This is a genomic window from Pseudomonas sp. 32_A, assembly GCF_017490905.1.
GTDB lineage: Bacteria > Pseudomonadota > Gammaproteobacteria > Pseudomonadales > Pseudomonadaceae > Aquipseudomonas > Aquipseudomonas inefficax.
The window spans coordinates 17,300-43,913 of the sequence record NZ_JAFGYI010000023.1 but is presented as its reverse complement, the minus strand read 5'-3'; the positions used below and the strand labels follow the sequence as shown (position 1 = coordinate 43,913).

The window sequence follows — 26,614 nt, the reverse complement described above, 5'->3', positions numbered from 1 at the left end:
ATTAAGAGCCGAGCTCAGTGAACCGGCCCACGCCCGTCAAAGCAGACAACTTCTTCCTGATGATCTATCGCGCCCTGAGTCAACGTCGCGTGCCGCTGGCACTGCGCATCGCCTGCACCAACATATTCCTGGTGGCGCTGGCGTTGGTGATCTACGCCTGCGTAATGGGCCTGCAGTTCAAGCAGGCCATGCACGAGCAGGCCGATGCCTTGGGCCAGAGCCTGACTACCCAGACCGCCACCTCGGCGACCGAGCTGCTGGTGGCCAACGACATCCTCAGCCTCAACGTGCTGCTCGGCAACCTGGTGAAGAACCCGCTGGTGGCCCATGCGGCGATCTACAGCGTGGACAACCGCATCCTCGCCGAAGCCGGGCAGCGCCCGCGCAACAGCCTGCTGGGCGAGGCCGAAGGCCTGTACCAGACCAAGATCACCTTCCAGGATGTGACCGCCGGGCAACTGCGCATCAGCCTGGACATGAGCCAGTTCCAGCAGCCGATGCTGATCAGCCTGCAGAGCATGGGCATACTTGCCGCCATCCTGCTGGTGCTGGCGCTGACCTTGAGCCTGCGCCAGGGCCGCTTCATCACTCTGCCATTGCTGCAGCTGCGGGTGTGGCTGCGCGACCCGCAACCCTATACCCCGGCCACCGACCGGCAGGACGAGATCGGCGACATCGCCCGCCAGCTGCATGCGCGCCTGGCCCCGCCACCGCCACCTGAGCCGGAGCCTGAAGAAGAGGACGACGAGCAGTTCGATGACCTGCACGACGCAGTCCCGGCAGCCAAGGCCGCACCACGCGCCAAGCCTGCCACCCAGGCGGACGATGATGACGATGATGATGAAGCCTTCGCCGGCCTGCTGGACGACGAAAGCGCGCCCAAGGCCGCCGTGATCGAATCCGACGAGCCGCAGTACAGTGCCGTGCTTGCCGTGCAACTAGGTTCGCAGGAGCAGCTGCGCCGCCTTCCGCGCACGCGCCTGACCGAACTGACCGAGCGCTACCGCGATTGCCTGGAGCACGCCGCCTCGCTCTACGACGGCGAAACTCACACGCTCAACGACGGCAGCACCCTGGTGCTGTTCCACAGCCGCGACTGCGGCGAGGACTATCTGACCAACGCCATCTGCTGCGGCGAGCTATTGCGCGCCCTGGGCCATGCCCTGCAGATCGAGGTAGCGGACAGCGGCATAACCCTGCAGCTGCAACTGGGCCTGGCCCTGGGCAATGACCTGCAAGGGCTGGAGCTGGTGGACCTGCTGATGGCCGAAAAGGCCCAGGACGCCCTGGCGCTGTCGCAGCACAGCCGCAACCTGTTGCTGGTAGAGAGGCAGATCAGCGATGACACGCTGATTCGCCAGCGCGCCCGCATTCGCCCGATTGCCAGCCCCGAAGGCGCCTGCTGCGTGGAGCGCCTGATGGAGCCCTACCCGTCGATGCTGGAGCGGCAACTGGCGCGGATGCACGAACGCCGAGCCTGATATCGAGGTGGCTTCTTCGCGGGTAAACCCGCTCCCATACCTGTGGGAGCGGGTTTACCCGCGAAGAGGCCGGTACAGGCAGTACACAAACAGCAGATACGAAAAAGCCCGCATCGTTGCGGGCTTTTTCGTATCTGGCAGTTCGATCAGAACCGGTAGACTTCCATATCGGTCCGAATCGGCGCTGCCATCGGGATCTTGGATTTCTCCGGCGTCTTCTTTACCTGAACCGGAGCAGCCTGCTTCTTTGGCGACTCTTCGGCAATCGCCGGTTGGTTTGCCAGCGGCTTGACCGCCGTGCTCAGCTGTTCGGCCAGCTTCTGCAGCAATTGACCCTGGGCCTGCACCTGCGACGCCTCGCTGCCCGCATGTGGCTGCTCAAGGTGAACGATGCGGTTGTCACGCACGTGGCCACGGCGGTCCAGCAGGCGCCACTGGGCATCCAGGATGGCCGGCTGGTCCTTGCCCGAGTCCAGGCGCGTGATCGACAACAGCACTTGTACATCCGGGTTGAAACCGGCCGCCGCCGGGGCCAGCACCACACGCTGGCTGTCCAGGCGCCAGGCAAGCTGGCGCACCAGCAGCTGGTCGATATCCGACGAAAGGCTACCGGCCCATCGACCGTCGGTCGCCGAACTCAGGCTGCCATCAGGCTGACGCTGCAGGAACGTCTCACGTTGCAGGTAATCGGCTACCGATACCGGGCCGAGCACCACGGCCATGCCCGCACTCTGCGAAGGCTGGCCAGGATCACCACTGTCGAGCTGGTACAGGGCAACCGGCTGGTGCATGGTGCACCCGCCAAGGCCCAGCAGGCCAGTCATCAACAGCGCAAATGGAAGGCGCAGAAATTTCATCATCCCATCCAGGCGGTCGCCAACAGGCCAACCGCAGTGATACATGTATGTTCAAACGGGCACACGGCCACGCCGGCACCGCAAGGGCCATATCATCCGCGAAATAACCGTCCGACTCCAGCATTTCTGCCCGGAACGGCGCTGAAATTGCCGTTCCAGACATTTCACCGGTTATGCCGGCACTTCCACCTGCAACCCATCGACCCGCTGGAACCCGCGTGGCAGCTTGCTGCCGCGCCGTCCGCGCTCGCCCTTGTAGTGCTCCAGGTCGTCCGCTTTCAGAGATAGGGTACGCTTGCCGGCTTGCAATACAAGTGTCGCGCCATCGGCAATCACGGCCAGATCGGTAACAAATTCTTCACGGCTGGCCACCCGGTCGCCCGGCACCCCGATGATCTTGTTGCCCTTGCCTTTGCCAAGCTGAGGCAGGTCACTGACCTTGAACACCAGCAGGCGGCCTTCGGTGGTGACCGCCGCCAGCCAGTCCTGCTCGCGGTTGGCCACCGGGCGCGGGGTCATGACCTTGGCACCGTTGGGCAGGCTGAGCAAGCCTTTGCCGGCCTTGTTCTTGGCCTGCAGGTCTTCACCCTTGACCACGAAGCCATAGCCGGCGTCCGAAGCCACCACGTACAGCGCATCGTCGTCCGGCAACAGCACGCACTCGAAGGTGGCCCCCGGCGGTGGCGTCAGGCGACCGGTCAGCGGTTCGCCCTGACCACGCGCCGACGGCAGGCTATGGGCGGCCAGCGAGTAACTGCGGCCAGTGGAGTCGATAAGTACGGCAAACTGGTTGGAGCGCCCGGCGGCGGCGGCCTTGAAGCCATCGCCGGCCTTGTACGACAGGCCGGTGGCATCGATGTCGTGGCCCTTGGCGCAGCGCACCCAGCCCTTCTCCGACAGCACCACGGTGACCGGCTCGGTCGGCATCAGCTCGTTTTCCGACAGGGCCTTGGCCTCGGCGCGCTCGACGATCGGCGAGCGGCGGTCGTCGCCATAGGTTTCGGCATCCTTGATCAGCTCGCTGCGTACCAGCTTGCGCAGCTTGGCCTCACTGCCCAGCAGGGCCAGCAGTTTGGCCTGTTCCTTCAGCAATTCGTCCTGCTCGCCGCGAATCTTCATCTCCTCCAGGCGCGCCAATTGACGCAGGCGGGTCTCGAGGATGTAGTCGGCCTGGATTTCGGTCAGGCCGAAGCGGGCAATCAGCGCCTGTTTAGGGTGCTCCTCGGTGCGGATGATGTGGATGACTTCATCCAGGTTGAGAAACGCGGTCAGCAAACCTTCCAACAGGTGCAGACGCTTCTCCACCTTGTCCAGGCGGTGCTGCAGGCGGCGACGAACGGTATTGGTGCGGAACTCCAGCCATTCCACCAGGATCGTCCGCAGGTTCTTCAACTGCGGGCGGCCATCCAGGCCGATGATGTTGATGTTGACCCGGTAGCTGCTCTCCAGATCAGTGGTGGCAAACAGGTGCTGCATCAGTTCATCGGCATCCACCCGGTTGGAGCGCGGGATGATGACGATGCGGCACGGGTTCTCGTGGTCCGACTCGTCACGCAGGTCGGCGACCATCGGCAGCTTCTTGGCCTGCATCTGCGCAGCGATCTGCTCCAGCACCTTGGCCCCGGAGACCTGGTGCGGCAGCGCGGTGACAACGATGTCGCCATCCTCGACGCGGTACACGGCACGCATGCGGATGGAACCGCGGCCACTTTCGTACATCTTGAGGATTTCTGCGCGCGGCGTGACGATCTCGGCCTCGGTCGGGTAGTCCGGCCCCTGGATGTGCTCGCACAGCTGCTCGATGGTGGCCTTGGGCTCGTCGAGCAGGCGCACACACGCCGTGGCCACTTCACGCAGGTTGTGCGGCGGCACATCGGTGGCCATGCCCACGGCGATACCAGTGGTGCCGTTGAGCAGGATGTTGGGCAGGCGCGCAGGCAAAACGGCCGGCTCCTGCAGGGTGCCGTCGAAGTTGGGCACCCAGTCCACGGTGCCCTGGCCCACTTCGCTGAGCAGCACTTCGGCGTAGCGCGAAAGACGCGCTTCGGTATAACGCATGGCGGCGAACGACTTCGGATCGTCCGGCGCACCCCAGTTGCCCTGGCCGTCGACCAGGGTGTAGCGGTAGCTGAACGGCTGCGCCATCAGCACCATGGCCTCGTAGCAGGCCGAGTCGCCGTGGGGGTGGAACTTGCCGAGCACGTCACCAACGGTACGCGCCGACTTCTTGTGCTTGGCATCGGCATCGAGCCCCAACTCGCTCATGGCGTAGACGATGCGTCGCTGCACCGGCTTCAGGCCATCGCCGATGTGCGGCAGGGCGCGGTCCATGATCACGTACATGGAGTAGTTGAGGTAGGCCTGTTCGGTGAAGTCAGCCAGCGAGCGGCGTTCCACGCCGTCCAGGCTGAGTTCCAGTGAGTCGCTCATGCGGGCCTCGTCATTTCAGGTTCTGGCGCAGCAACATGGTGCCGCCGCGCTGGGTAAATTCAAGTTGTTTCAGGGCACTCATGCCCAGTAATACGGTCTGCCCGTCCAGGCCCGGTACCACGATGGCACGCACGTCCTGCAGGCGGATATCACCCAACTGCAGGCTCGCAAGGCGCGTGCGGTAGCCCTCGGTACGGCCGTTGGCGGTACTGAGCTGCACCGGGCTGCCGCGCTGCAGGCCCAGCTCGCGGCCCAACGCCTCGGGGATGGCCACGTCGGTGGCACCTGTGTCGAGCATGAAATGCACCACCTGGCCGTTGATCGCGCCATCCACCACGAAGTGGCCCTGGCCGTTGCCGAGCAGACGCACCTCGATGAAGCCTTCGCCATGCGACGATTGCACCTGGGCATTGGGGTTGCGCTGGCTGTCTTCCCATTGGCCGAAGAAACGCGTGGCAAGGAACAGCGCCGCCGCCCAGGCGACGATCATCAATACCTTGCCAGCCCGCTTGCCCGGTGCCTGGCTCATGGCTTGGCGCTCCATCCGCCTTCCGGCGCATCGAAGCGCCAGACGATCGGGCGTGTCTCGCCATCGGCGCGGGCGCCGTTGTTGTTGTCCACACCGATCCAGGCGCCCTTGGCATCGATCACCAGGGCCTCGGCCAGGCCGAACGGCTGTTGATAACGGCGCGACTCGACCAGGGCATCGGCAGCGAACGACCAGCAGCGCTCGACCTTGCCACTGTCAGTATCGCGACGGCACACCCTGTAAGCGTTGCGTTCGAGGGTGAACAGCTTGCCTTCGAACCAGGCCAGATCGGCGAAGTCGCGCGACAGCGCCTGGGCATTGGGCATCTGCGCCGGTTGCATTTCGACGCCAGCCTCGCTCAGCAGCACGCAGCTGCGCCCGCAGGTCCACACCGATTGCTGGCGCTCGATTGCCACCAGGCCCCGCCGCTCGCGCTCGGCGGCCAGCCACAGGCGGTCGCCCGCCGGGTTGATAGCCAGGCCTTCGAACAAGGCGTTGAAGTTCAGCAGCATGCCACTGGCCCGGGCCTGGCGCACCATCGCCGGGTCGATCTTCAACCAGTCCGGCTTGCCCTCCTGCGGTAGCTGCAGTACGGCTGCATGGGCCTCGCTGACCAGGTACAGGTTGCCAGCCTGGTCACAGGTGATGCCTTCGAAATCCAGCTCACCACCGCGAATGTACGAAGCCGCCCAGTTGCGCGACTTCAGCCCCCACGGCAGGCCGCTTTCCGGCACCGGCGGCGGCGTGAAGGTGAGCGGTTGTGCGCGCCAGGTGGCGTTCTGCTGGTCAAGGCGGTAGATGCGGTCGTCGTCGCGGTCGGACACGCCCCACAGCCCGCCCCGGCATTCCACCAGGCCAGACAGGTTGCCACCGCGCATGCCTTCGATCGGGTGCTCGGCGCTCAGCTTCAACTCTGGCCAGTTGCCCGCCAGGCTCGGCAGGGCAACCAGCGCCAGGCAGGCAGTCAGAAGCCGCGGAATCAAACCATGACCTCGGCCAGGTTGCCCTTGGTTTCCAGCCAGCTCTTGCGGTCGCCCGCGCGCTTCTTGGCCAGCAGCTTGTCCATCAGCTCGCAGGTGGCCTGCACATCGTCCAGGGTCAGCTGCACCAGGCGCCGGGTGTTCGGGTCCATGGTGGTTTCGCGCAGCTGTGGCGGGTTCATCTCGCCCAGGCCCTTGAAGCGGGTGACCTGTGGCTTGCCGCGTTTCTTCTCGGCCACCAGGCGATCGAGGATACCGTCACGCTCGGCCTCGTCGAGGGCGTAGTAGATTTCCTTGCCCAGGTCGATGCGATACAGCGGCGGCATGGCCACGTACACATGCCCGGCTTCGACCAGTGGGCGGAAGTGCTGGACGAACAGCGCGCACAGCAGCGTGGCGATGTGCAGGCCGTCGGAGTCGGCGTCGGCGAGGATGCAGATCTTGCCATAGCGCAGCTGCGCAAGGTCGGTGGCCCCCGGGTCGACGCCAATGGCCACGGCGATGTTGTGCACTTCCTGGCTGGCCAGGACTTCGCCACCGTCCACTTCCCAGGTGTTGAGGATCTTGCCACGCAGCGGCAGGATCGCCTGGAACTCCTTGTCGCGTGCCTGCTTGGCCGAGCCACCGGCCGAGTCACCCTCGACCAGGAACAGTTCGGCGCGCATCGGGTCCTGGCCGGCGCAATCGGCCAGTTTGCCGGGGAGTGCCGGGCCCTGGGTGATGCGCTTGCGCTCGACCTTCTTGCTGGCCTTCAGGCGACGCCCGGCGTTGCTGATGGCCAGCTCCGCCAGCTGCATGCCCAACTCGGGGTGGGCGTTGAGCCACAGGCTGAAAGCGTCCTTGACCACGCCGGAAACGAAGGCAGCCGCCTCGCGCGACGACAGGCGCTCCTTGGTCTGCCCGGAGAACTGCGGGTCCTGCATCTTCATCGACAGCACGAAGGTGATGCGCTCCCAGACGTCTTCCGGCGCCAGCTTCACGCCGCGCGGCAGCAGGTTGCGGAACTCGCAGAATTCGCGCATGGCATCCAGCAGGCCCTGGCGCAGGCCGTTGACGTGGGTGCCGCCCTGGGCGGTAGGGATCAGGTTGACGTAGCTTTCCTGGATGCTGTCACCGCCTTCGGGCAACCACAACAGGGCCCAGTCCACGGCCTCCTTGTTACCGGCCAGGCTGCCGCAGAACGGCTCGTCGGGCAGGCGCTGGAACTCGTTGACCGAATCGACCAGGTAGGAGCGCAGGCCGTCTTCATAGTGCCATTCGACCTTCTCGCCGCTGGCCTTGTCCTCGAAGCTGACCAGCAGGCCCGGGCACAGCACGGCCTTGGCCTTGAGCACGTGCTTGAGGCGGCTGATGGAGAACTTCGGCGAATCGAAGTACTTGGGGTCGGGACTGAAGTACACGCTGGTACCGGTGTTGCGCTTGCCAACCGAGCCGACCACTTCCAGCTCGCTGGCCTTGAAGCCATCGGCGAAGGTCATCTGGTATTCGTTGCCGTCACGTTTGACGCGCACGCGCACCTGGGTCGACAGGGCGTTGACCACCGAAATGCCCACGCCGTGAAGGCCGCCGGAGAACTGGTAGTTCTTGTTGGAGAACTTGCCGCCGGCGTGCAGCTTGGTGAGGATCAGCTCGACCCCGGACACGCCCTCTTCCGGGTGGATGTCCACCGGCATGCCGCGGCCATCGTCGCTGACTTCCAGCGAGTGGTCGGCATGGAGGATGACCTGCACCGAACGGGCATGCCCGGCCAGGGCTTCGTCGACACTGTTGTCGATGACTTCCTGGGCCAGGTGGTTGGGGCGGCTGGTATCGGTGTACATGCCCGGCCGCTTGCGGACCGGGTCAAGGCCCGAGAGGACTTCGATGGCGTCTGCGTTATAAGCGCTAGCGCTGGGAGTGGCCATAGGGTCTCGTCGTCAGTCTGGTGAATGCAAAAAGTCAAAATACAGAAAAATCGAGCGCTGCATACTGCCCACGGGCAATGCCGGCGAAGGCCAGCAGTGCCGGCAGGCGCTCGGCGAAGCCCTGGAAGCTGTGATCGCCGCCGGCCTGTATGCGCAGCGCACAAGCACGGTAATAGCGCTCGGCATGGCGATAGTCCAGGGTTTCATCGGCGGTCTGCAGCCACACTTGATAGCGGCTGGCATCCACCGGGGCTGGCACTTCCAGTTCGGCCAGGGCCTGCACGTGGTCGTGGGTCAACTCCCAGGCTTCACCGGTGTAGTGATTGTGCTGGATGCCCAGGTAGCCGTCGAAATGCTTGTGCGGGGTCACCGCCGGGTTCACCAGCAGGGCCTTGAGGCCGTGGCGCTCGGCCAGATGGGTGGCATAGTAGCCGCCGAGCGAACTGCCCACCAGTAATGGCGCGCCAAGTTCGGCGATGGCCGCTTCGAGCTGGGCGATGGCCTGGCGTGGGTGGTGGTGCAAGGCGGGCACCCGCAATTGGGCCGACAGACCCAGTTGCTGCATCACGGCCTCGAGTTGACGCGCCTTGGTCGAAAGTGGCGAGCTGTTAAAGCCATGGATATAGAGGATGGAACCCGACATGCTGCCCCCGGAATCTGTGGCTTCGCGCCCGGTGATAGGCGCAGGGACGCGCAGTGTAGCGCGTTCGCCGGGTTTTGACGCAGTGTCACGGGTTTCGCAACAATTTCTTCACCGAAGGCGCAACCACAGTTCCCTGTAGGAGCGGCCTTGTGTCGCGATGGGGCGCGAAGCGGCCCCAGGGTTGCAGCTTCGCCACAGACATTGCCGGGGCCGCTCTGCGGCCCATCGCGACACAAGGCCGCTCCTACAATTGAGCGCGTCTGCAGCCGCAGCTCAATACCCAGGGCTATCGAAATCGAGCTTCACTTCGAAGTCCAGCGCCCGCTCCACTCCAGTCTCCAACCGCCCGTCGGCATGCAGGCGCAGCCAGCGGTATCCAGGCTGTTCCTCGCTTACCTTGAAATCCTCGCTACCCGCTGCAAACTGGATACAGGTCGACGGCGTGGCCAGCAGGCGACGACCACCGCGCACTTCATCCCATTGCTGATGCACATGCCCCCACAGCAGCGCCCGCACCTGTGGATAACCCTCGACGATATCGAACAGCGCCTGGGCATTGCGCAAGCCGATCGGCGCTATCCAGGCACAGCCGATATCCACCGGCTGATGGTGGAAGCACACCAGGCAGTGCCGGTTGCCCGCCTCTTGCAGGGCAGCCTTCAACACGCTCAGCTGGTGATCTTCCAGCAGCCCATGGGTGGCCCCAGGTACCGCAGTGTCGAGCGTGATGATGCGCCACGCACCGATATCGGTCACTGCCTGCACCAGCTCCGGCGCCACTTGCGCCATGACCCGCGCCTCGTCGTGGTTGCCCGGCAACCAGCGCGTGGGCACGGCAAACGGCGCGGTCAGCTCGCGGAACGCTTCGTAGGAGGCCACGCTGGCGTCCTGGGACAGGTCGCCGGTGCACAGCAGCAGGTCGACAAGCGGCTGCTCCCGCTGCACCTGGGCCACTACATGGCGCAGGCTGTCACGGGTATTGAGGCCCAGCATGCTGCCGGCCGGGTCGGCGAACAGGTGGGCATCGGTCAGTTGCACCACATGCACGGGGCGCGATTGGTCTGGCTGCGGCAACGGCCGTCTCCTCGAACGGATTCAGCAGGAATTATGGCTGGGCGACGGTCGCGAGCAAACACCCACGAACGACCTGCGTCACACTTCAGCGAACGCTCGCCAGTTCGTGGCCACAAGCCAGGCAGTGACTCAGCCATTCACCGAGGAACAGGTTGAGCTGGGCCTTTTCGTCCGGCTGGTGCATGGCCTCGTTCGGATAGGGGTAGATGCTGCGCAGGCGCCGGGTGTGCTCGGCACTGACCACTTCGGCCATGCGCGCATCGTGGTACACCTGCACTTCCAGGTGCGGTACCGGCAACCACGGCAGGCTGTGCTCCTGGCGCACGTGCAGGGTGGTGGTGTACGGGCAGGCCAGTACCACATCGAGCACCAGCACGCCGAGCATTTGGTCGCCCTGGGTCATGCCGATGCGGCGCGAGCTCTGGGTGGTGCGCATGTCTGGCAACAGGCGCATCAGCCGGGCGTAGTTGGCCTCGCAGGCTGCCTGCAGCCCGACCAGGTCGACCCGATAACGCTCGCGCAGCAGGTTCACTTCCACATACCTCTTACTTCGTCACGATTCAGCGCCAGCCATTGCAGGCCGATGATGGTCGCCGCGTTGCAGATACGCCCGTCGCGTACAGCCTGCAAGGCATTCTCGAACGACCACACGCGCACACGAATGTCCTCGCCCTCTTCTTCCAGGCCATGCAGGCCGCCCGCCCCTTCGCTGCTGCAACGGCCGAGGAACAGGTGAACGTATTCGTCACTACCGCCGGGCGACGGGAAGTAACGGGTCATCGGCCACAGGGCGGTGAAGGCCAGGCCGGCTTCTTCTTCGGCTTCGCGGTGGGCGACTTCCTCGGGTTGCTCATCCTTGTCGATCAGCCCGGCCACCATTTCGATCAGCCAAGGGTTGTCGACCTTGCCCAGCGCCCCCACACGGAACTGCTCGATCAGCACCACTTCATCGCGTTGCGGGTCGTAGGGCAGCACGCACACCGCATCATGGCGCACGAACAACTCGCGGCTGATCTCACGGCCCATGCCCCCGGCGAACAGCTCGTGGCGCAGGTGCACCTTGTCGAGCTTGTAGAAGCCCTGGAAGCAATTGGCCCGCTTGACGATCTCGACCGCCTTGGGCACCGAATTCAACGTGTCTGACATGGAAATCCTCGTTGCTACATCAACCACATGCTTACCGCATCGCGCCATCCTACTCTGCACGCCTGCCGGTTTCACCCCTTTCCGGCAACCGTTCGCCCACTCGGGACAGCGCGCCTTCTCTCTGTTAGCTTAGTGGCGAACTGAAGGCCGCGCAGACGGTCAAAGGCCGACTTTTCCCTGTTCTGCAAGGATCCTCATGACACTTGTCAAACTGACTTCCGTGGCTGTGCTGGCCCTGGCCCTGGGGGCCTGCCAAAGCCTGTTCACGCCTAACTACCGGGCGCCGCTCGAGGTCAAGCGCGATGCCTGGGAGCATGTCAAACCCGGCTGCAGCGAAAGCGACTGCCCGCTGGTGAACATCGACATGATCCACTTCCCGGCCTTGCCCAAGCTCGATGGCATTGTCGAGAAACGCCTGCTGCAACTGACCGAAGACAACCAGCGCGGTAACGCACCCGCCACCCTGCAAGCCTACGAGCAGCAGTACCTGGCCAGTGCCGACAAGCGCAACAGCAGCTATCTGCAAGCCAAGGTACGTGAGCAGCATGACGGGCTGGTGATCATCGAACTGTCCAGCTACCTGGACAGCGGCGGCGCCCACGGCATGCCCGGGCGCGGTTTCATCAACTATTCGCGCAAGCTGGACAAGGTGCTGACCCTGCAGGACATGCTGGTGCCCGGCCAGGAAGACACCTTCTGGAAAACCGTCGAAGAATCGCACCGCGCCTGGCTGATCAGCGTGGGCATGGACAAGGATGCCGAGTTCATCAAGACCTGGCCGTTCAAACGGTCGCCGCACGTCGCCCTGACGTACGGCGCGGTGGTGGTCAAGTACGAGGTCTATACCATCGCGCCCTATTCCATGGGCCACGTGGAATTGAAGATCCCCTACCCGCGCCTGAATGGCGTGCTCAAGCCCGAACTGTTTCCCGGCCGCGGCTGAGGCTCAGCAGCCCGTGCAGTAGCCCTGCCAGCAGCAATGCCGGCAGGGTCGCCCCTACGTCGGGCGCTTGCGCGGCGATCACATGGTACGCCGCAACGCCCACCCCCCAGGCCAGCAGTGCCTGCCAGTGCAAGCCATGCACCTGTGCCGGCAGGCGGCGGCGACGGATCACGTAGTGGTCCATCAAGACCACACCGAACAGCGGTGCAAACACCGAACCGATCAGCAGCAGGAAGTTCTCGTACTGTGCCAGCGGCGCCAGCAGGGCGATCAGCGTGCACAGCACGCCAATGGCCAGCGCCAGGTGTTCGACCTTCAGGCGCACCAGCACGCCGGTGGAAACGGCCGCCGAGTGAATGTCGGCAAATGCCTTTTCCGACTCGTCGAGTAGAATCAGCAGCAGTGGAATGCCCATGCCAGCGCCCGCCAGGGCCAGCAGCAGGGCGTTGGCTTCGCCACTGCCGGCGAAGGCCAAGGTGTAGCCCACGCCCAGGCTCATCAGCCAGGTGTTGCCGATAAAGTAGCCCAGTACCGTACCGCCGAATACATGTTTGCCGTTACGGGCAAAACGCGAGTAGTCGGCGATCAGCGGCAACCAGGACAGCGGCATGGCAATGGCAATATCGAAGCCAACGGCCAGCGACATCGAACCGTCGCCGGCGCGGTTCCACAGTGCCGCCAGGTCGGCCTTGGCGAACAGGTTCCAGGTCAGCCACAGGCAAGCACCCAGCAGCAGCCAGATGCCCCAGGTGCGCAGCACCTTGCGCACGAACGCCAGCGGCCCACCGACCGCGAGCAAGGTGGCCAGGGCGCCGAAGCACAGCGTCCAGAGCACAGGGCTGTTCCAGGCACTGGTTTCGCCGAACGCCCGCGCGCCCAGCAGGCTGGCGGCATCGCGCATGACGATGATCTCGAACGCGCCCCAGCCGACCAGTTGCAGCAGGTTGAGCAGCGCCGGCAAGCGCGCGCCGTGGCCGCCCAGGCTCAGTTTAAGCGTGCCCATGGCCGACAGGCCGGTGTCGCTGCCAATGACACCGGCGGCCCCCAGCAGCAGCACCCCCACACCGGTGCCAAGGGCAATGGCCAGCACTGCGCCTGCAAGGCCCAGGCCGGGGGCCAGCATGGCGCCGACCTGCAGCACCATCAGGCCGATGCCGAGGGAAAACCATAGCGAGAACAGGTCGCGGGCGCCGAAGATGCGCTGAGCGATGGGGACCGGGTGGTCGGGGGAGAATTGGCTGGGGGTGGTCATTGTTGTGATCGCCAAAAGGGTTGAGGTATGTGCTGAACCGACTGGCCTCTTCGCGGGTAAACCCGCTCCCACAGGGACCGCACAATGCTCAAGGCAGTGGGATACCTGTGGGAGCGGGTTTACCCGCGAAGAGGCCAGCCGGTTCAATGCAGATGTAAAGTCAGTTACACCTTGTGGTACAGCTGGCTGCCTTCCTGGCGGAACCGCTCGGCCTGCTCGCGCATGCCTTGCTCGACCGTCACATCCACGGTTTCGATCTTGGCCGCGTACTCACGCACTTCCTGGGTAATCTTCATCGAGCAGAACTTCGGCCCGCACATCGAGCAGAAATGCGCGACCTTGGCTGATTCCTTCGGCAGGGTTTCGTCGTGGTAGGCGCGAGCAGTGTCCGGGTCCAGGCCGAGGTTGAACTGGTCTTCCCAACGGAATTCGAAGCGCGCCTTGGACAAGGCGTTGTCACGAATCTGTGCACCCGGGTGGCCCTTGGCAAGGTCGGCGGCATGCGCGGCGATCTTGTAGGTGATGATGCCGGTCTTCACGTCATCCTTGTTCGGCAGGCCCAGGTGCTCCTTGGGCGTGACATAGCAGAGCATGGCGCAACCGAACCAGCCGATCATCGCTGCACCAATGCCCGAGGTGATGTGGTCGTAGCCAGGGGCGATATCGGTGGTCAGCGGGCCAAGGGTGTAGAACGGCGCCTCGTCGCAGCATTCCAGCTGCTTGTCCATGTTCTCCTTGATCAGCTGCATCGGCACGTGGCCCGGGCCTTCGATCATGCACTGCACATCATGCTTCCAGGCGATCTTGGTCAGCTCGCCGAGGGTTTCCAGTTCACCGAATTGTGCGGCATCGTTGGCGTCGGCAATCGAGCCGGGGCGCAGGCCATCGCCCAGCGAGAAGCTGACGTCGTAGGCCTTCATGATTTCGCAGATTTCGTCGAAGTGGGTGTACAGGAAGTTTTCCTTGTGGTGGGCCAGGCACCACTTGGCCATGATCGAGCCACCACGGCTGACGATACCGGTAACACGCTTGGCGGTCAGTGGCACATAGCGCAGCAGTACGCCGGCGTGGATGGTGAAGTAGTCCACGCCCTGCTCGGCCTGCTCGATCAGGGTGTCGCGGAACAGCTCCCAGGTCAGGTCCTCGGCCACGCCGTTGACCTTTTCCAGCGCCTGGTAGATCGGCACGGTACCAATCGGCACCGGCGAGTTGCGGATGATCCACTCGCGGGTTTCATGAATGTGCTTGCCGGTGGACAGGTCCATGACCGTGTCCGAACCCCAGCGGATGCCCCAGGTCAGCTTGGCCACTTCTTCCTCGATCGAGGAACCCAGGGCGCTGTTGCCGATGTTGCCGTTGATCTTCACCAGGAAGTTGCGGCCGATGATCATCGGCTCCACTTCCGGGTGGTTGATGTTGGCAGGGATGATCGCGCGGCCACGGGCGATTTCCTGGCGCACGAACTCGGGGGTGATTTCTTTCGGGATGTTGGCGCCGAAGCTGTGGCCGGCGTGCTGCTCGTCGAGCAGGCCGGCGGCGCGTGCCTCTTGCAGCTTCATGTTTTCACGGATGGCCACGTACTCCATCTCGGCGGTGATGATGCCCTGGCGGGCGTAGTGCATCTGCGAGACATTTGCGCCAGCCTTGGCACGGCGCGGGTTGCGTACGTGGGCGAAACGCAGCTTGGCCAGTTCGGCATCGTTAAGGCGCTGCTGGCCGAAGTCGGAGCTCAGGCCGGCCAGCCGCTCGGTGTCACCACGCGCCTCGATCCACGCCGAACGCACGTCGGCCAGGCCCTTGCGCACATCGATGACAACGTTAGGGTCGGTGTACGGGCCGGAAGTATCGTAGACCAGCACCGGGGCATTGGACTCGCCACCGAAGTCGGTCGGGGTGTCGTCCAGGCTGATTTCACGCATGGGGACCCGGATGTCCGGGCGCGAGCCTTCGACATACACCTTGCGCGAACGCGGGAACGGTTGCACGGACTGCTGATCGACTTGTGCCGATTCGCTTAGGTTGATCGCTTTTTCTTGTTTGGTCATCACAGGCTCTCCAGACGGCTTCCTAGCAGTGGAATGTCGGGGTGAACCTGAAAGGCGCGGACGCACCCTTGATGGGTGCAGTGCCGGATATGGGGGTGCCTGAAGCTGCATGCAGCTGCGACATTCCCGGACCTGGCACAAGAGGCTCCCCGGGAAGGCGAGCAATCTTGTTCCCTACGCAGGCGCTAACCTGATCAGGTTCAACGGGATCCGCAACTTTGCGATCTCAGCCTTTGCTTCAAGGCACCCCGACAAGAACATGCGCAGTCTAGACTGGAGTGGTCGGTGAAGCCAAGCGGGTAAATGCGCGGATGATGAAAGGCACCCCGAGCGATTGTTGCCGGGTGCGCATGGCACTACACTGGCCCGTCGCTCGATACTCAACAGTTCAGTAATTAAATTTCGTACAAGGATTGCCTCTATGCTGCGCAAACTTTCACTGGCGATAGCCGTGTCTTGTGCGTCCAACGGAATGGTCTGGGCAGCGGACGTGCCCCAAACAGTCAAGACCGACCTGGTCAGCGTCTACCAGGAAGCGGTCGACAATAACGCTGACCTGGCTGCGGCCCGCGCCGATTACGGCGCACGCCGCGAAGTGGTGCCACAGGCTCGCGCCGGGTTGTTGCCTAACCTGTCGGCCGGTGCCGAGATGCTGAACACCCGCACCAAGCTGGACGAACCCTCGGCCACCAGCAACCGCAGCGGCAATACCTGGAGCGCTACCCTGGCGCAACCTATCTTCCGCGCCGACCGCTGGTTCCAGTTGCAGGCGGCCGAAGCGGTCAACGAACAGGCGGCGCTGGAGCTGTCGGCGACCGAACAGAACCTGATCCTGCAAACCGCGCAGAATTACTTCGCCGTGCTCCGCGCCCAGGACAACCTGGCGGCGACCAAGGCCGAGGAAGCTGCCTTCAAGCGCCAACTGGACCAGTCCAACGAACGCTTCGACGTCGGCCTGTCCGACAAGACCGATGTGCTGCAATCCCAGGCAAGCTACGACACGGCGCGGGCCAACCGGATCATTGCCGAGCGCCAGGTACAGGATGCCTTCGAGGCCCTGGTAACCCTGACCAACCGGGAATACACGTCGATTCAGGGCGTGGTCCACACCCTGCCGGTGCAGGTCCCTACGCCCAACGACGCCAAGGCCTGGGTCGAAACCGCCGGGCGCCAGAACCTCAACCTGCTGGCCACCAACCATGCGGTGGTCGCTGCCGAGGAAACCTTGCGCCAGCGCAAGGCCGGCCATGCGCCGACACTGGACGCAGTGGCCAAGTATCAGAAGGGTGACAACGACAACTTCGGTTTCACCAACCCCGCACCGGCCCCGGTTACGCGCTATGGCGGCGACGTCGAGCAGACCAGCATCGGCCTGCAGTTGAACATCCCGATCTACAGCGGCGGCCTGACCAGCTCGCAGGTGCGCGAGGCCTACCAGCGCCTGAGCCAGAGCGAACAGCAGCGGGAAAGCCTGCGCCGCCAGGTGGTGGAGAACACCCGCAACCTGCACCGCGCGGTGAACACCGATGTGGAACAGGTGCAGGCGCGCAAGCAGTCGATCATTTCCAACCAGAGCGCGCTGGAAGCCACCGAGATCGGTTACCAGGTGGGTACCCGCAATATCGTCGATGTGCTCGACGCCCAGCGTCAGCTGTACACCTCGGTGCGCGACTACAACAACAGCCGCTATGACTACATCCTCGACAACCTGAGTCTGAAGCAGGCGGCCGGCACCTTGAGCCCGCAGGACCTTGAGGACCTCAAGCGGTACCTGAAGCCGGACTACAACCCGGACAAGGACTTCCTGCCGCCGGACCTGGCGGCTGCAGCGGCCAAGAACTTCGAGCGTCGCCCCTGAAAGTACTGGACCAAGGCGAGCGCGGTCGCTGTAGGAGCGGCCTTGTGTCGCGAAAGGGCCGCAGAGCGGCCCCAGAGAATCAGCAGTGATGCACAGATTGCTGGGGCCGCTATGCGGCCCTTTCGCGACACAAGGCCGCTCCTACAAGGACCGCACCATTGCTGACTCTGTTTAGAAGTCAGCTGATGAGTTTGCCCAACCCATCGAGCAACCGCTGCAAAGCCCCTTGATTGGCCCGCATCACCGCCCTGCCCGCATCACCCATGCGCTGGGCATCCTGCGGTAACTCGACCAGCCTCCGCACCGCTTCGGCCAGCCCGTCGGCATCGTCCACCTGCTGCAACGCCCCCGCCTCGCGCAGCATCGCGCTGATTTCGAGGAAGTTGAACACATGCGGCCCCATCAGTACCGGCAGGGCCAGCGCTGCGGGCTCCAGCGGGTTGTGCCCGCCGGTTGCCACCAGGCTGCCACCGACAAAGGCGATGTCGGCCAAGGCATAGAGGAACAGCAGTTCGCCCATGGTGTCGCCGACCAATACCTGCGTCTGCCCATCGACCGGCGTGCCGGCAGAGCGGCGCACGGTGGTGAACTGTTCGCTGCACAGAGTATGCACCGCAGCGAATCGCTCGGGGTGGCGCGGCACCAGGATCAGCAGGGCATCGCCATGCACCTGCAGCAACTGCCGATGCGCCTGCAGGATCAATGCGTCTTCACCTTCGTGGGTACTGGCGGCGATCCACACCGGACGCTGTGCAGCGTCCCACTGCTCACGCAATGCCCTGGCGCGCGGCAACAGTTGCTCGTCGACCTTCAGGTCGAACTTGATCGAGCCGGTGACCTGCACGCACTCCGGGCGCGCGCCCAGGTTACGGAAGCGCTGGGCCTCGGTTTCGGTCTGCACGGCAATCAGGCTCATCTCGGCCAGCATGGGCCGGGTCAGCCTGGCAAAGCGCCCATAGCCACGGGCCGAACGCTCAGACAAGCGTGCGTTGGCCAGCGCTACCGGAATGCCGCGCTTTGCACACTGGTGAATATGGTTGGGCCACAGCTCGGTTTCCATGATGATGCCCAGCTTCGGCTGCACCTGGTCGAGAAAACGCCCCGCAGCCCAAGGCAGGTCGTAGGGCAAGTAGCAATGCTGCACGCGTGGTTCGTCGGCGAACATGGCGCGAATACGCTCGGAACCGGTCGGGGTCATGCAGGTAAGCGTGATCGGCAATTCCGGGTAGGCCTTGAGCAAGGCTCGCACCATCGGCGCCGCCGCAATGCTCTCGCCCACCGATACCGCGTGCACCCAGATGCCGCCCCGGCGCATGGCCGGCAGCTTGAAGGCGAAGCGCTCGCCGATGCGTTGGCCATAGGCTGGCGCCTTGCGCGCGCGCAGGTACAGGCGCAGCGCAACCAGCGGCAGGCCCAGGTGAAACAACAAGGTATAGAGAGTTCTGTTCATGGCCGCGGAGTTTACCCGATCGCGCGCAGGTGCACCGCAAAGCGCTCGGCCAGCCACTGCGCGGCCGGCCCCAGTGGCGCGTCGCGGCGCCAGGCCAGTTCAGCCACCAAGGCCGGTGGCCGCCACTCGCTGTCCAGTTCGACCATGTGCGCCTGGTAAGTCGGGTACTGCACCACGTGCCGCGGCAGCCAGGCCCAGCCCAGGCCGCGCATCAGCAGTTCGGCCATTGCATAGAAGCTGTCGGCGCGCCACACCTGCGGGCTGATCGCCTCGCCGCCGGGGTAGCCGCTTTGCTGCGGGGTGATTAGTAATTGTCGGTGGCGCGCCAGTTGCTGGCGTGTGACCCGGGCTTCGCCGGCGAGCGGGTGGCCGACCGCGCATACGGTGACCATTTCCACGCTACCCAGAGCGCGCCGCTCCAGCGAGGCCGGGATGCTCTCGTGGTGGAAGAACAGGCCAAGATCGGCGCGCCGCTCTACCAGCTTGCGCGCCACATCACCCTGGGCGCCGCTGGCCAGTTGCACCTCCAGGAACGGATAGCGGCTGGCCAGTTCGTCGAGGCTGTCAATGACCGGCTGATAAGGCATGGCTTCATCCTGGGCGACCCGCAACAAGGCCTCCTGCCCACGCATCAGCGCCAACGCACGGCCATCCAGACGCTCGCACTGGCGCAACAGTTCGCGAGCATCTTCCAGCAAGGCGCTGCCGTTTTCGGTCAGCTTGGGTTGCCGACCACTGCTGCGCTCGAACAAGGTGACCCCAAGATCGGTTTCGAGCAGGGCGATCGCGCTGCTGATCGCCGACTGGGCCTTGCGCTGCTCACGGGCCACGGCAGAGAACGAGCGCAGTTCTGCAACACGCAGAAAGGTACGCAACTGTTCAAGGTTCCACTGCTCGGCCATCAGCCTATCTCCAATAGTGATAGGTAATGACTTTACCCCATCCAGGTAACGTCTAGAATGCCCGTCCAGTCACCGGAGGATCCCGCCATGAATGCCTACACCTACCTCGCCATCGCCATCTGCGCCGAAGTCATCGCCACCGCTTCCATGAAAGCAGTGAAAGGCCTGAGCACGCCGTTGCCGTTGCTGCTGATGGTGGTTGGCTATGGCATTGCGTTCTGGATGCTGACCCTGGTGGTGCGCAGTATTCCGGTGGGGATCGCCTATGCCATCTGGTCGGGGCTGGGGATTGTACTGATCAGTGTGGCGGCGCTGGTGATCTACGGGCAGAAGCTGGATATGCCGGCGATGCTGGGGATGGCCATGATTGTGGGTGGGGTGGTGGTGATTCAGCTGTTTTCGAAGACTGCTGGGCATTGATGTTCGCCTGACTATTGCCGGGGCCGCTTTGCGGCCCTTTCGCGACACAAGGCCGCTCCCACAAAGCATGCGTTCTACCTGTGGGAGCGGCCTTGTATCGCGATGGGCTGCACAGCAGCCCCAAGGATCGCAAAGCCCCCGCAGGCGCGACCCTGTATACTTGCCAGCTGTCCCAGTCTTCGAGGTACCGCCATGCCATCCGCTATTTCCACTGACGTACTGATCGTCGGCGCCGGGGTCGCAGGCCTCTGGCTCAATGCCCGCCTACGCCGCCTGGGCTATTCGACAGTACTTGTGGAACGCGCCAGCCTTGGCGGCGAGCAGACCATCAAGTCCCAGGGCATCATCCATGGCGGCACCAAGTACGCCCTCCACGGTGCCCTCACCGGCGCCTCGGAAGCCATCGCCGACATGCCACGCCGGTGGCGCGAAGCGCTGAGCGGCAGCGGCGAGCTGGACCTGACCAGTACCCGCCTGCTGTCCGACGCCCACTACCTGTGGTCGCCAGGCACCCTGGCCGGCAACCTCACCAGCTTCTTCGCCAGCAAGGCCGTGCGCGGCCGGGTCGATCAGGTTAAGGGCGAACAACTGCCGCCCGCGCTGCAGGACCGCGCCTTCAAGGGCAAGGTCTATCGCCTGGCCGAGCTGGTCGTGGACGTGCCCAGCCTGCTGGCCAACATGGCCCAGCTGGCGGGTGACAGCCTGCTCGCCGGCGAACGCATCGAGCCGCTGCGCGAGGGCGACGAGCTGGTCGGCCTGCGCGTGGACGGGCGCGACATCCGCGCCCAGCGCATCGTGCTCAGTGCCGGCGCCGGTACCGAAGACCTGCTGCATGCCCTGGGCCTGAACCAGCCGGCCATGCAGACACGTCCGCTGCATATGGTGATGGCCAAGGGTGCCAACCTGAAGCCGCTTTACGCCCACTGCCTGGGCGGCGGGCCGAAGCCACGGGTGACGGTTACCACCCACCCGGCCGCCGACGGCCAGTGGGTCTGGTACCTGGGCGGTGACCTGGCCGAAGCCGATGGCGTCGCCCGCGAGCCGGCTGCGCAAATTGCCGCGGCGCAGAAAGAAATCGCCAGCCTGCTGCCATGGGTCGACCAGAGCCTGGTGCGCTGGGCCACCCTGCGGGTCGACCGGGCGGAGCCGGCGCAATCGGGCCTGGTACGCCCGGACAACGCCTTCCTCGCCGACCAGCACCGCCTGCTGGTCGGCTGGCCGACCAAGCTGGCTCTTGCGCCGGACTTCAGCGACCGCGTCATCAGCCACCTGGAGCGCGACGGCATTCGCCCACAAGCGCAGGCCGACCTGGCCGACTTGCCACGCCCACCGCTGGGCGTACCGGCCTGGGAGCAACTGCTGCCATGAGCCTGCCCACCCTGCACGACTTCCATCGCCCCTTGGGCAGCACCGGTTTCAGGGTTTCGCCACTAGGCCTGGGCACGGTCAAGCTGGGCCGCGACCAGGGCGTGAAGTACCCGAGCGGTTTCACCATTCCCGGCGACGACGAAGCCCGCCTGCTGCTGGCCCAGGCCCGCGAGCTGGGCATCAACCTGATCGATACCGCCCCAGCCTACGGCCGCAGCGAAGAGCGCCTGGGCCCGCTGCTGCGCGGCCAGCGCGACGAATGGGTGATCGTCAGCAAGGTTGGCGAAGAATTCGACAACGGCCAATCACACTTCGATTTCAGCGCCACTCATACCCGCCGCTCGGTGGAACGCAGCCTGCAGCGCCTGGAAACCGACCGCATCGAACTGGTGCTGGTACATTCCGACGGCAACGACCTGGCGATCCTGGAACAGCAAGAGGTCTACCAGACCCTTGCCGAGCTCAAGCAGGAGGGCAAGATCCTTGGCTTCGGCCTGTCCGGCAAGACCGTCGCCGGCGGCTTGAAGGCGCTGGAGCAAGGCGACTGCGCCATGGTCACCTACAACCTCAACGAACAAGCAGAACGCCCGGTACTGGACTACGCTGCCGAGCATGGCAAGGCCATCCTGGTGAAGAAGGCCCTGGCCAGTGGGCATATCTGCCTGGCCCCCGGCGTTGACCCGGTGCAAGCCAGCTTCGAGCTGCTATTCGCCCACCCGGGCGTCAGCAGTGCTATCGTCGGCACCATCAATCCGTTGCACCTGGCCCACAACGTGGCCACCGTGGCCCGTATCCTGGGCCAGCATTGAGTTGCCCCAGGCCCACGGGCCTGGACTGACCCGACGCAAGGAGGAGCCTCGTGGCGCGAACGCTGATCCGCAAGAACCCGAGCAACTTCAAGACACTGCCGCTGCATGTCGAGGCCACGCCCGAAGGGCTGATCTACCAGAGCATCGGCATGCCACTGAACTTTGCCCAGACTCAACAGCGGCGCAAGGCCATCCAGTTGCCCGATGTGCAGCGCTTCGTGGTCGAACTGGCCAACCTGGGTGTGTCGGTACGGCTGACCCTGCATTGGCAGAACCGCGATTACTGGGTGCTGGTGCGTCAGCGCCGGCAAGATCGCGGCGATGTGGTGCTGAAACTGATTTCCGGCTATGTGCCAGCACAGGAACTGAACCTGCCATTGCACACGGCTGTTCAGGAAGTGGCCGAGGAATGCCTGCTGGAAACACCGGAAGGCTGGCTGGGCGGGCGCTTCAACGACACCTGGCTGCCGGTACCCTACGCTGCCGCCCTGCACTACCGCGAAACGCCGCACTTCGTGCTGACCCCGGAGTCCGGTGCCGCGCGCCCGGTGCACTGCGGCAAGCTGATGCTGCTGGAACGGCCACGGGCGTATGTGCACTTGCCCACCGCCTCGCTGCAACTGATCTACGACATGCGCCTGCAGGTACCCCGGGACGCCAAGAAGCTCAGCCTTTTCCATGTTGATGAACGGCTGGAGGGCGACCAACTGGTGGCGCGGCTGAACCGCAAACGGCCAGATCTGTACCTGATGCCATTGAAGGACGGCCAGCCACTGGCTGAGCTGTATACCGTGAAGAAGGATGAACTGGTGCCGGCGAGCACGCGCGGGCTGTACCTGGCCGAGAGTTTTGCCCGGCAGGAGGGCTGGGTGGTCACGGACGAGCGGGTGCGCTGGAAGGATTGGGTGAAACAGCAGGGGTTGGTGGAGAACAAGCCGGTGCGGGCCTCACACCTGCAGCGGTTTGGCGACAAGGCGCGGGAACTGCTGGTGCGGGCGCGGACTTCATTGCACAAGTAAGACTCTGGGTCTGCTGCGCAGCCCGTCGCGACACAAGGCCGCTCCTACAGGGATCGCGCAAGCCTTGAAGTTGCACGGCCTGGTGTAGGAGCGGCCTTGTGTCGCGATGGGCCGCAAAGCGGCCCCCGGTTTTTTCAGTTCTTGCGAATCTTCTCGACGATCGCCGTGGTCGAGCTGTTCTCGACCAGCCCCAGCACCTTCACGGTACCGCCATAGGCCTTGACGATATCGGCACCCACCACCTGGTCGATGCCATAATCGCCACCCTTGACCAGGACGTCCGGCTTGACTTGGCTCAGCAGGTTCTCCGGCGTGCCCTCGGGGAAGCTGATGACCCAGTCCACAGCCCCCAGCCCCGCCAGTACGGCCATGCGCCGGTCGACGCTGTTGATCGGCCGGCCCGGCCCTTTCAGGCGGCTGACCGAGGCATCGTCGTTGACCGCGACGATCAGGCGGTCGCCCTGGGCCCGCGCCTGCTCCAGGTAGGTCACATGCCCGGCATGCAGGATGTCGAAGCAGCCGTTGGTGAAGACGATCTTCTCTTTGTGCGCCCGAGCGTCATCGATGGCCAGCAGCAGTTGCTCCAGGCCCAGCACACCGCGCTCGGAGCCTTCCTCGCGCTGGATCGCCCGGCGCAGCTCGGGGGCGCTGATCGCAGCCGTACCCAGCTTGCCGACCACGATGCCCGCTGCCAGGTTGGCCAGGGCCACTGCGTGGGGCAGGTCCTCGCCGGCAGCGATGGCCGCAGCGAGGGTGGAGATGACAGTATCGCCCGCACCGGTCACGTCGAACACTTCACGCGCCCGCGCCGGCAGGTGCAGCGCCGGCTGGCCGCTGCGCAGCAGGGTCATGCCGTGCTCGCCACGTGTCACCAGCAAGGCGCCCAGGTCCAGGTCCTGCAGCAGCTGCAGGCCCTTGGCGACCAGCTCGGTTTCATCGGCGCAACGGCCGACGATGGTCTCGAACTCGCTGAGGTTAGGGGTGATCAGGCTGGCACCACGGTAGATGGAAAAGTCCTTGCCCTTGGGGTCGGCCAGCACCGGAATGCCTTTGGCACGCGCCGCCTGGATCAGGCTCTGGTGGTTTTTCAGTGCGCCCTTGCCGTAGTCGGACAGGACCAGCACCTTGACGCCCTCGAGCAGGCTGTCGACCTCGGCACCCAGCGACAGCGGGTCGGTGGCGAACGGTTCTTCGAAATCGATGCGCAGCAACTGCTGGTGACGGCTCATGACCCGCAGCTTGACGATGGTCGGCTGATGCGCGATGCGCTGGAACACCGAGCGCACGCCTGCAGCATGCAGGCTGTTGGCCAGGCTGTCGGCGGCTTCGTCCTGGCCGGTGACGCCAATCAGCGAAGCCGGTGCACCCAGGGCGGCGATGTTCAAGGCAACGTTGGCCGCGCCGCCGGGGCGATCCTCGATCTGATCGACCTTGACCACCGGGACTGGCGCTTCAGGCGAGATACGCGAAGTACCGCCATGCCAGTAGCGGTCGAGCATGACATCGCCGACCACCAGTACCGGGGCTTGATCGAAACGCGGCATGGACAACTTCATGGGCAACCCATATGGAAATAATGAACAGGGGCAGGATATTAGCACAGGGTAGACGACGGCTTTACGGCCAGATCACCCCAGGAAAATTCCCGTGACAATCGGGGCCATGATGGCCCCGATCAACGAGGGTTCAGGTGATATCGGCCTTGGCCGGCTCATCCAGGCCCATGGCATGCAGGCGGGCATAATGGCCATTGGCCGCGAGCAGCTCGGCATGGGTGCCGCGCTCGACCAGACGACCCTGGTCCATGACCAGGATCTGGTCGGCCTTCTCGATGGTCGACAGGCGGTGGGCGATCACCAGCGTGGTACGGCCCTGCATCACATGGTCCAGTGCAGCCTGGATATGTCGCTCGGACTCGGTATCCAGTGCCGAGGTGGCTTCGTCGAGGATCAGCAGCGGTGCGTTCTTCAACAGTGCACGGGCGATGGCCAGGCGCTGGCGCTGGCCGCCGGAGAGCAACACACCGTTTTCACCCACGTAGGTATCGAAGCCTTTTGGCAGCCGGTCGACGAACTCCTTGGCGTAGGCATCGGCCGCAGCGGCTTCGATGTCGGCGCGCGGGGCGCCGGCCAGGTCACCATAGGCGATGTTGTTGGCCACGGTATCGTTGAACAGGGTGACATGCTGGGTCACCTGCGAGACGTGGCGACGCAGGTTGCGCAGGCGATAGTCCTCGATTTCCACGCCATCGAGCAGAATCTGCCCCTGATCGTGGTGATAGAAGCGCGGGATCAGCGCTGCCAGGGTCGACTTGCCACTGCCGGAACGGCCGACCAGTGCAATCATCTGCCCTGGCTCGGCGACGAAGCTGATATCGCTCAACACCTCACGCTCGGTACCTGGGTAGGTGAAGCTGAGGTTGCGCACTTCCAGGCGACCTTCCACCCGCTCCTTCTCGACCGTACCGCTGTCCACTTCAGGTGCTTCGTCCAGTTGTTCGAAGATGCTTTCGGCGCCGGCCAGGCCCTTCTGGATGGTGGAGCTGACTTCCGAAAGCTGACGAATCGGCTTGGGCAACAGACCGGCGGCGGTAATGTAAGCCACCAGGTCACCGGCAGTGGAATCACCGCGCAGGAACAGCACCAGGAACATCAGCGCGGCCATGGCGCTGTAGATCACCAGCTGCAGCATCGGCGTGTACAGCGAGCCGGTCTTGGTCATATGCAGCTGCTTGTCGGTGTTGCTCTGGCTGGCCTTGCCGAACCGCTGCTGCTCGTAGGCCTCGCCGCCGAAGCTGCGCACCACGCGGTAGCCCTGAATGGTTTCCGAGGCGACATGGGTGACGTCCCCCATGGCCACCTGGATCTTCTTGCTCTGCTTGCGGAACTTCTTGCTGGCGACGCTGACCATCACCGCGATCACCGGCAGGATGGCGACCATCACCAGGGTCAGGTGCCAGTTCATCCACAACAGGTAGCCGAACAGGAACACCACGGTCAGGCCTTCGCGGATCACCACCTTGATCGCATCGGTGGCAGCACCGGTTACCATTGTCACATTGAAGGTAATGCGCGAGATCAAGTGCCCGGAGTTGTGGTTGTCGAAGTAGCGGTTAGGCAGCACCAGCAGCTTGTTGAACAGTTCCACACGCAGGTCGTGCACCAGACACAGGGAAACCTTGGCCAGGAAGTAGTTGCCAAGGAACGAGCCCAGCCCCTGCCACGCGGCGATCAGGATGATCAGCAGCGGCACCGCCTGCAGCAGTTGCAGGTCGCGCAGGTAGGGAACGTTGGGGAACAACACTGCTTCGGGGTTGCTCAGCCCATCGACGAAATACTTCAGGATCCCGGCCAGCATCGGCTGGGTCGAGGCAAAGATCACGAAACCAATGATGCTCAGCAGGAAAATGCCGACATAGGGTTTCACATAGCTCAGCAGCCGGAAGTAGATCTTCAGGCTGGAGGTGTGTTCCGCCGATCGCGGTGTTTCGGCCATTATCAAGCT

At 64.3% G+C, this 26,614-nt stretch carries 22 protein-coding genes and 1 riboswitch; of the genes, 7 read left to right on the top strand and 15 right to left on the bottom strand.

Annotated features, from left to right (window positions below; genetic code table 11):
- Positions 1–17: 17 nt before the first annotated feature.
- Entirely contained in the window at positions 18–1,481 is a 1,464-nt protein-coding gene (locus J5M58_RS15530) for an AhpA/YtjB family protein (RefSeq protein WP_207878673.1), read from the top strand.
- A gap of 146 nt (positions 1,482–1,627) precedes the next feature.
- Here J5M58_RS15530 and J5M58_RS15525 read toward each other — a convergent pair whose 3' ends face one another.
- From J5M58_RS15525 to J5M58_RS15485, 9 genes are all read right to left on the bottom strand, one after another.
- Positions 1,628–2,338, bottom strand: a complete 711-nt coding sequence (locus tag J5M58_RS15525) for a membrane integrity-associated transporter subunit PqiC (protein ID WP_112253696.1) — start codon at positions 2,336–2,338, stop codon at positions 1,628–1,630.
- 171 nt (positions 2,339–2,509) lie between these two features.
- Positions 2,510–4,768 carry a DNA topoisomerase IV subunit A gene (parC, locus tag J5M58_RS15520; protein WP_112253697.1) on the bottom strand — a complete coding sequence of 753 codons (2,259 nt, stop codon included), beginning with the start codon at positions 4,766–4,768 and terminating at the stop codon, positions 2,510–2,512.
- 10 nt (positions 4,769–4,778) lie between these two features.
- Positions 4,779–5,297, bottom strand: a complete 519-nt coding sequence (locus J5M58_RS15515) for a TIGR02281 family clan AA aspartic protease (RefSeq protein ID WP_112253698.1) — start codon at positions 5,295–5,297, stop codon at positions 4,779–4,781.
- On the bottom strand, positions 5,294–6,280 hold the full coding sequence (locus J5M58_RS15510) for an esterase-like activity of phytase family protein (RefSeq protein WP_207878671.1): 987 nt from the start codon (positions 6,278–6,280) through the stop codon (positions 5,294–5,296). Before J5M58_RS15510 ends, J5M58_RS15515 begins: the two co-directional genes overlap by 4 nt.
- Positions 6,277–8,181 (bottom strand): DNA topoisomerase IV subunit B, encoded by a 1,905-nt coding sequence (gene parE, locus J5M58_RS15505; RefSeq protein WP_207878669.1) that lies wholly within the window; start codon positions 8,179–8,181, stop codon positions 6,277–6,279. Before parE ends, J5M58_RS15510 begins: the two co-directional genes overlap by 4 nt.
- Positions 8,182–8,215: 34 nt before the next feature.
- Entirely contained in the window at positions 8,216–8,824 is a 609-nt protein-coding gene (locus tag J5M58_RS15500; RefSeq protein ID WP_112253700.1) for a YqiA/YcfP family alpha/beta fold hydrolase, read from the bottom strand.
- Positions 8,825–9,097: 273 nt separating this feature from the next.
- Complete coding sequence (gene cpdA, locus J5M58_RS15495) at positions 9,098–9,898, bottom strand: 3',5'-cyclic-AMP phosphodiesterase (protein WP_207878667.1); 801 nt, start codon at positions 9,896–9,898, stop codon at positions 9,098–9,100.
- Between the two features lie 85 nt (positions 9,899–9,983).
- On the bottom strand, positions 9,984–10,436 hold the full coding sequence (locus tag J5M58_RS15490) for a DUF1249 domain-containing protein (protein WP_016501905.1): 453 nt from the start codon (positions 10,434–10,436) through the stop codon (positions 9,984–9,986).
- Complete coding sequence (locus J5M58_RS15485; protein ID WP_112253702.1) at positions 10,427–11,044, bottom strand: NUDIX domain-containing protein; 618 nt, start codon at positions 11,042–11,044, stop codon at positions 10,427–10,429. The genes J5M58_RS15490 and J5M58_RS15485 overlap by 10 nt, the downstream gene beginning before the upstream one ends.
- A 196-nt stretch (positions 11,045–11,240) precedes the next feature.
- Here J5M58_RS15485 and J5M58_RS15480 point away from each other — a divergent pair, with 196 nt between their 5' ends.
- Positions 11,241–11,987 carry an RsiV family protein gene (locus J5M58_RS15480; RefSeq protein ID WP_133975782.1) on the top strand — a complete coding sequence of 249 codons (747 nt, stop codon included), beginning with the start codon at positions 11,241–11,243 and terminating at the stop codon, positions 11,985–11,987.
- Here J5M58_RS15480 and cytX read toward each other — a convergent pair.
- Together cytX and thiC are read right to left on the bottom strand one after the other, a co-directional pair.
- Positions 11,956–13,239: a putative hydroxymethylpyrimidine transporter CytX gene (gene cytX / locus J5M58_RS15475; RefSeq protein WP_112253704.1), complete on the bottom strand. Its 1,284-nt coding sequence runs from the start codon at positions 13,237–13,239 to the stop codon at positions 11,956–11,958. The genes J5M58_RS15480 and cytX overlap by 32 nt on opposite strands.
- A 164-nt stretch (positions 13,240–13,403) precedes the next feature.
- Positions 13,404–15,284: a phosphomethylpyrimidine synthase ThiC gene (gene thiC, locus J5M58_RS15470; protein ID WP_025340847.1), complete on the bottom strand. Its 1,881-nt coding sequence runs from the start codon at positions 15,282–15,284 to the stop codon at positions 13,404–13,406.
- A 154-nt stretch (positions 15,285–15,438) separates the two neighbouring features.
- Positions 15,439–15,545, bottom strand: a riboswitch (TPP riboswitch).
- 160 nt (positions 15,546–15,705) lie between these two features.
- Between thiC and J5M58_RS15465 the strand changes: the two genes are divergently transcribed.
- Entirely contained in the window at positions 15,706–17,142 is a 1,437-nt protein-coding gene (locus J5M58_RS15465; RefSeq protein ID WP_207878665.1) for a TolC family outer membrane protein, read from the top strand.
- 178 nt (positions 17,143–17,320) lie between these two features.
- Here J5M58_RS15465 and waaA read toward each other — a convergent pair whose 3' ends face one another.
- On the bottom strand, positions 17,321–18,592 hold the full coding sequence (gene waaA, locus J5M58_RS15460) for a lipid IV(A) 3-deoxy-D-manno-octulosonic acid transferase (protein ID WP_207878663.1): 1,272 nt from the start codon (positions 18,590–18,592) through the stop codon (positions 17,321–17,323).
- A gap of 11 nt (positions 18,593–18,603) precedes the next feature.
- On the bottom strand, positions 18,604–19,494 hold the full coding sequence (locus tag J5M58_RS15455; RefSeq protein WP_207878661.1) for a LysR family transcriptional regulator: 891 nt from the start codon (positions 19,492–19,494) through the stop codon (positions 18,604–18,606).
- A gap of 87 nt (positions 19,495–19,581) precedes the next feature.
- On the opposite strand from J5M58_RS15455, the gene J5M58_RS15450 reads away from it, so the two are divergent.
- The 4 genes from J5M58_RS15450 to J5M58_RS15435 all read left to right on the top strand — a co-directional run bounded on the left by J5M58_RS15450 (position 19,582) and on the right by J5M58_RS15435 (position 23,110).
- Positions 19,582–19,914 carry a multidrug efflux SMR transporter gene (locus tag J5M58_RS15450; RefSeq protein WP_004577390.1) on the top strand — a complete coding sequence of 111 codons (333 nt, stop codon included), beginning with the start codon at positions 19,582–19,584 and terminating at the stop codon, positions 19,912–19,914.
- Between the two features lie 192 nt (positions 19,915–20,106).
- The gene (locus tag J5M58_RS15445) at positions 20,107–21,282 is read left to right on the top strand and encodes an FAD-binding oxidoreductase (protein WP_112253714.1); all 1,176 of its coding nucleotides are present in this window, start codon (positions 20,107–20,109) and stop codon (positions 21,280–21,282) included.
- Positions 21,279–22,091: an aldo/keto reductase gene (locus J5M58_RS15440; RefSeq protein ID WP_207878658.1), complete on the top strand. Its 813-nt coding sequence runs from the start codon at positions 21,279–21,281 to the stop codon at positions 22,089–22,091. The genes J5M58_RS15445 and J5M58_RS15440 overlap by 4 nt, the downstream gene beginning before the upstream one ends.
- Positions 22,092–22,141: 50 nt before the next feature.
- On the top strand, positions 22,142–23,110 hold the full coding sequence (locus J5M58_RS15435; RefSeq protein WP_133975797.1) for a metal ABC transporter ATPase: 969 nt from the start codon (positions 22,142–22,144) through the stop codon (positions 23,108–23,110).
- Positions 23,111–23,244: 134 nt separating this feature from the next.
- On the opposite strand, the gene hldE is transcribed toward J5M58_RS15435, so the two are convergent.
- Together hldE and msbA are read right to left on the bottom strand one after the other, a co-directional pair.
- Entirely contained in the window at positions 23,245–24,666 is a 1,422-nt protein-coding gene (gene hldE / locus J5M58_RS15430; RefSeq protein ID WP_112253717.1) for a bifunctional D-glycero-beta-D-manno-heptose-7-phosphate kinase/D-glycero-beta-D-manno-heptose 1-phosphate adenylyltransferase HldE, read from the bottom strand.
- Positions 24,667–24,796: 130 nt separating this feature from the next.
- On the bottom strand, positions 24,797–26,605 hold the full coding sequence (gene msbA, locus J5M58_RS15425; RefSeq protein WP_207878656.1) for a lipid A export permease/ATP-binding protein MsbA: 1,809 nt from the start codon (positions 26,603–26,605) through the stop codon (positions 24,797–24,799).
- Positions 26,606–26,614: the final 9 nt, after the last annotated feature.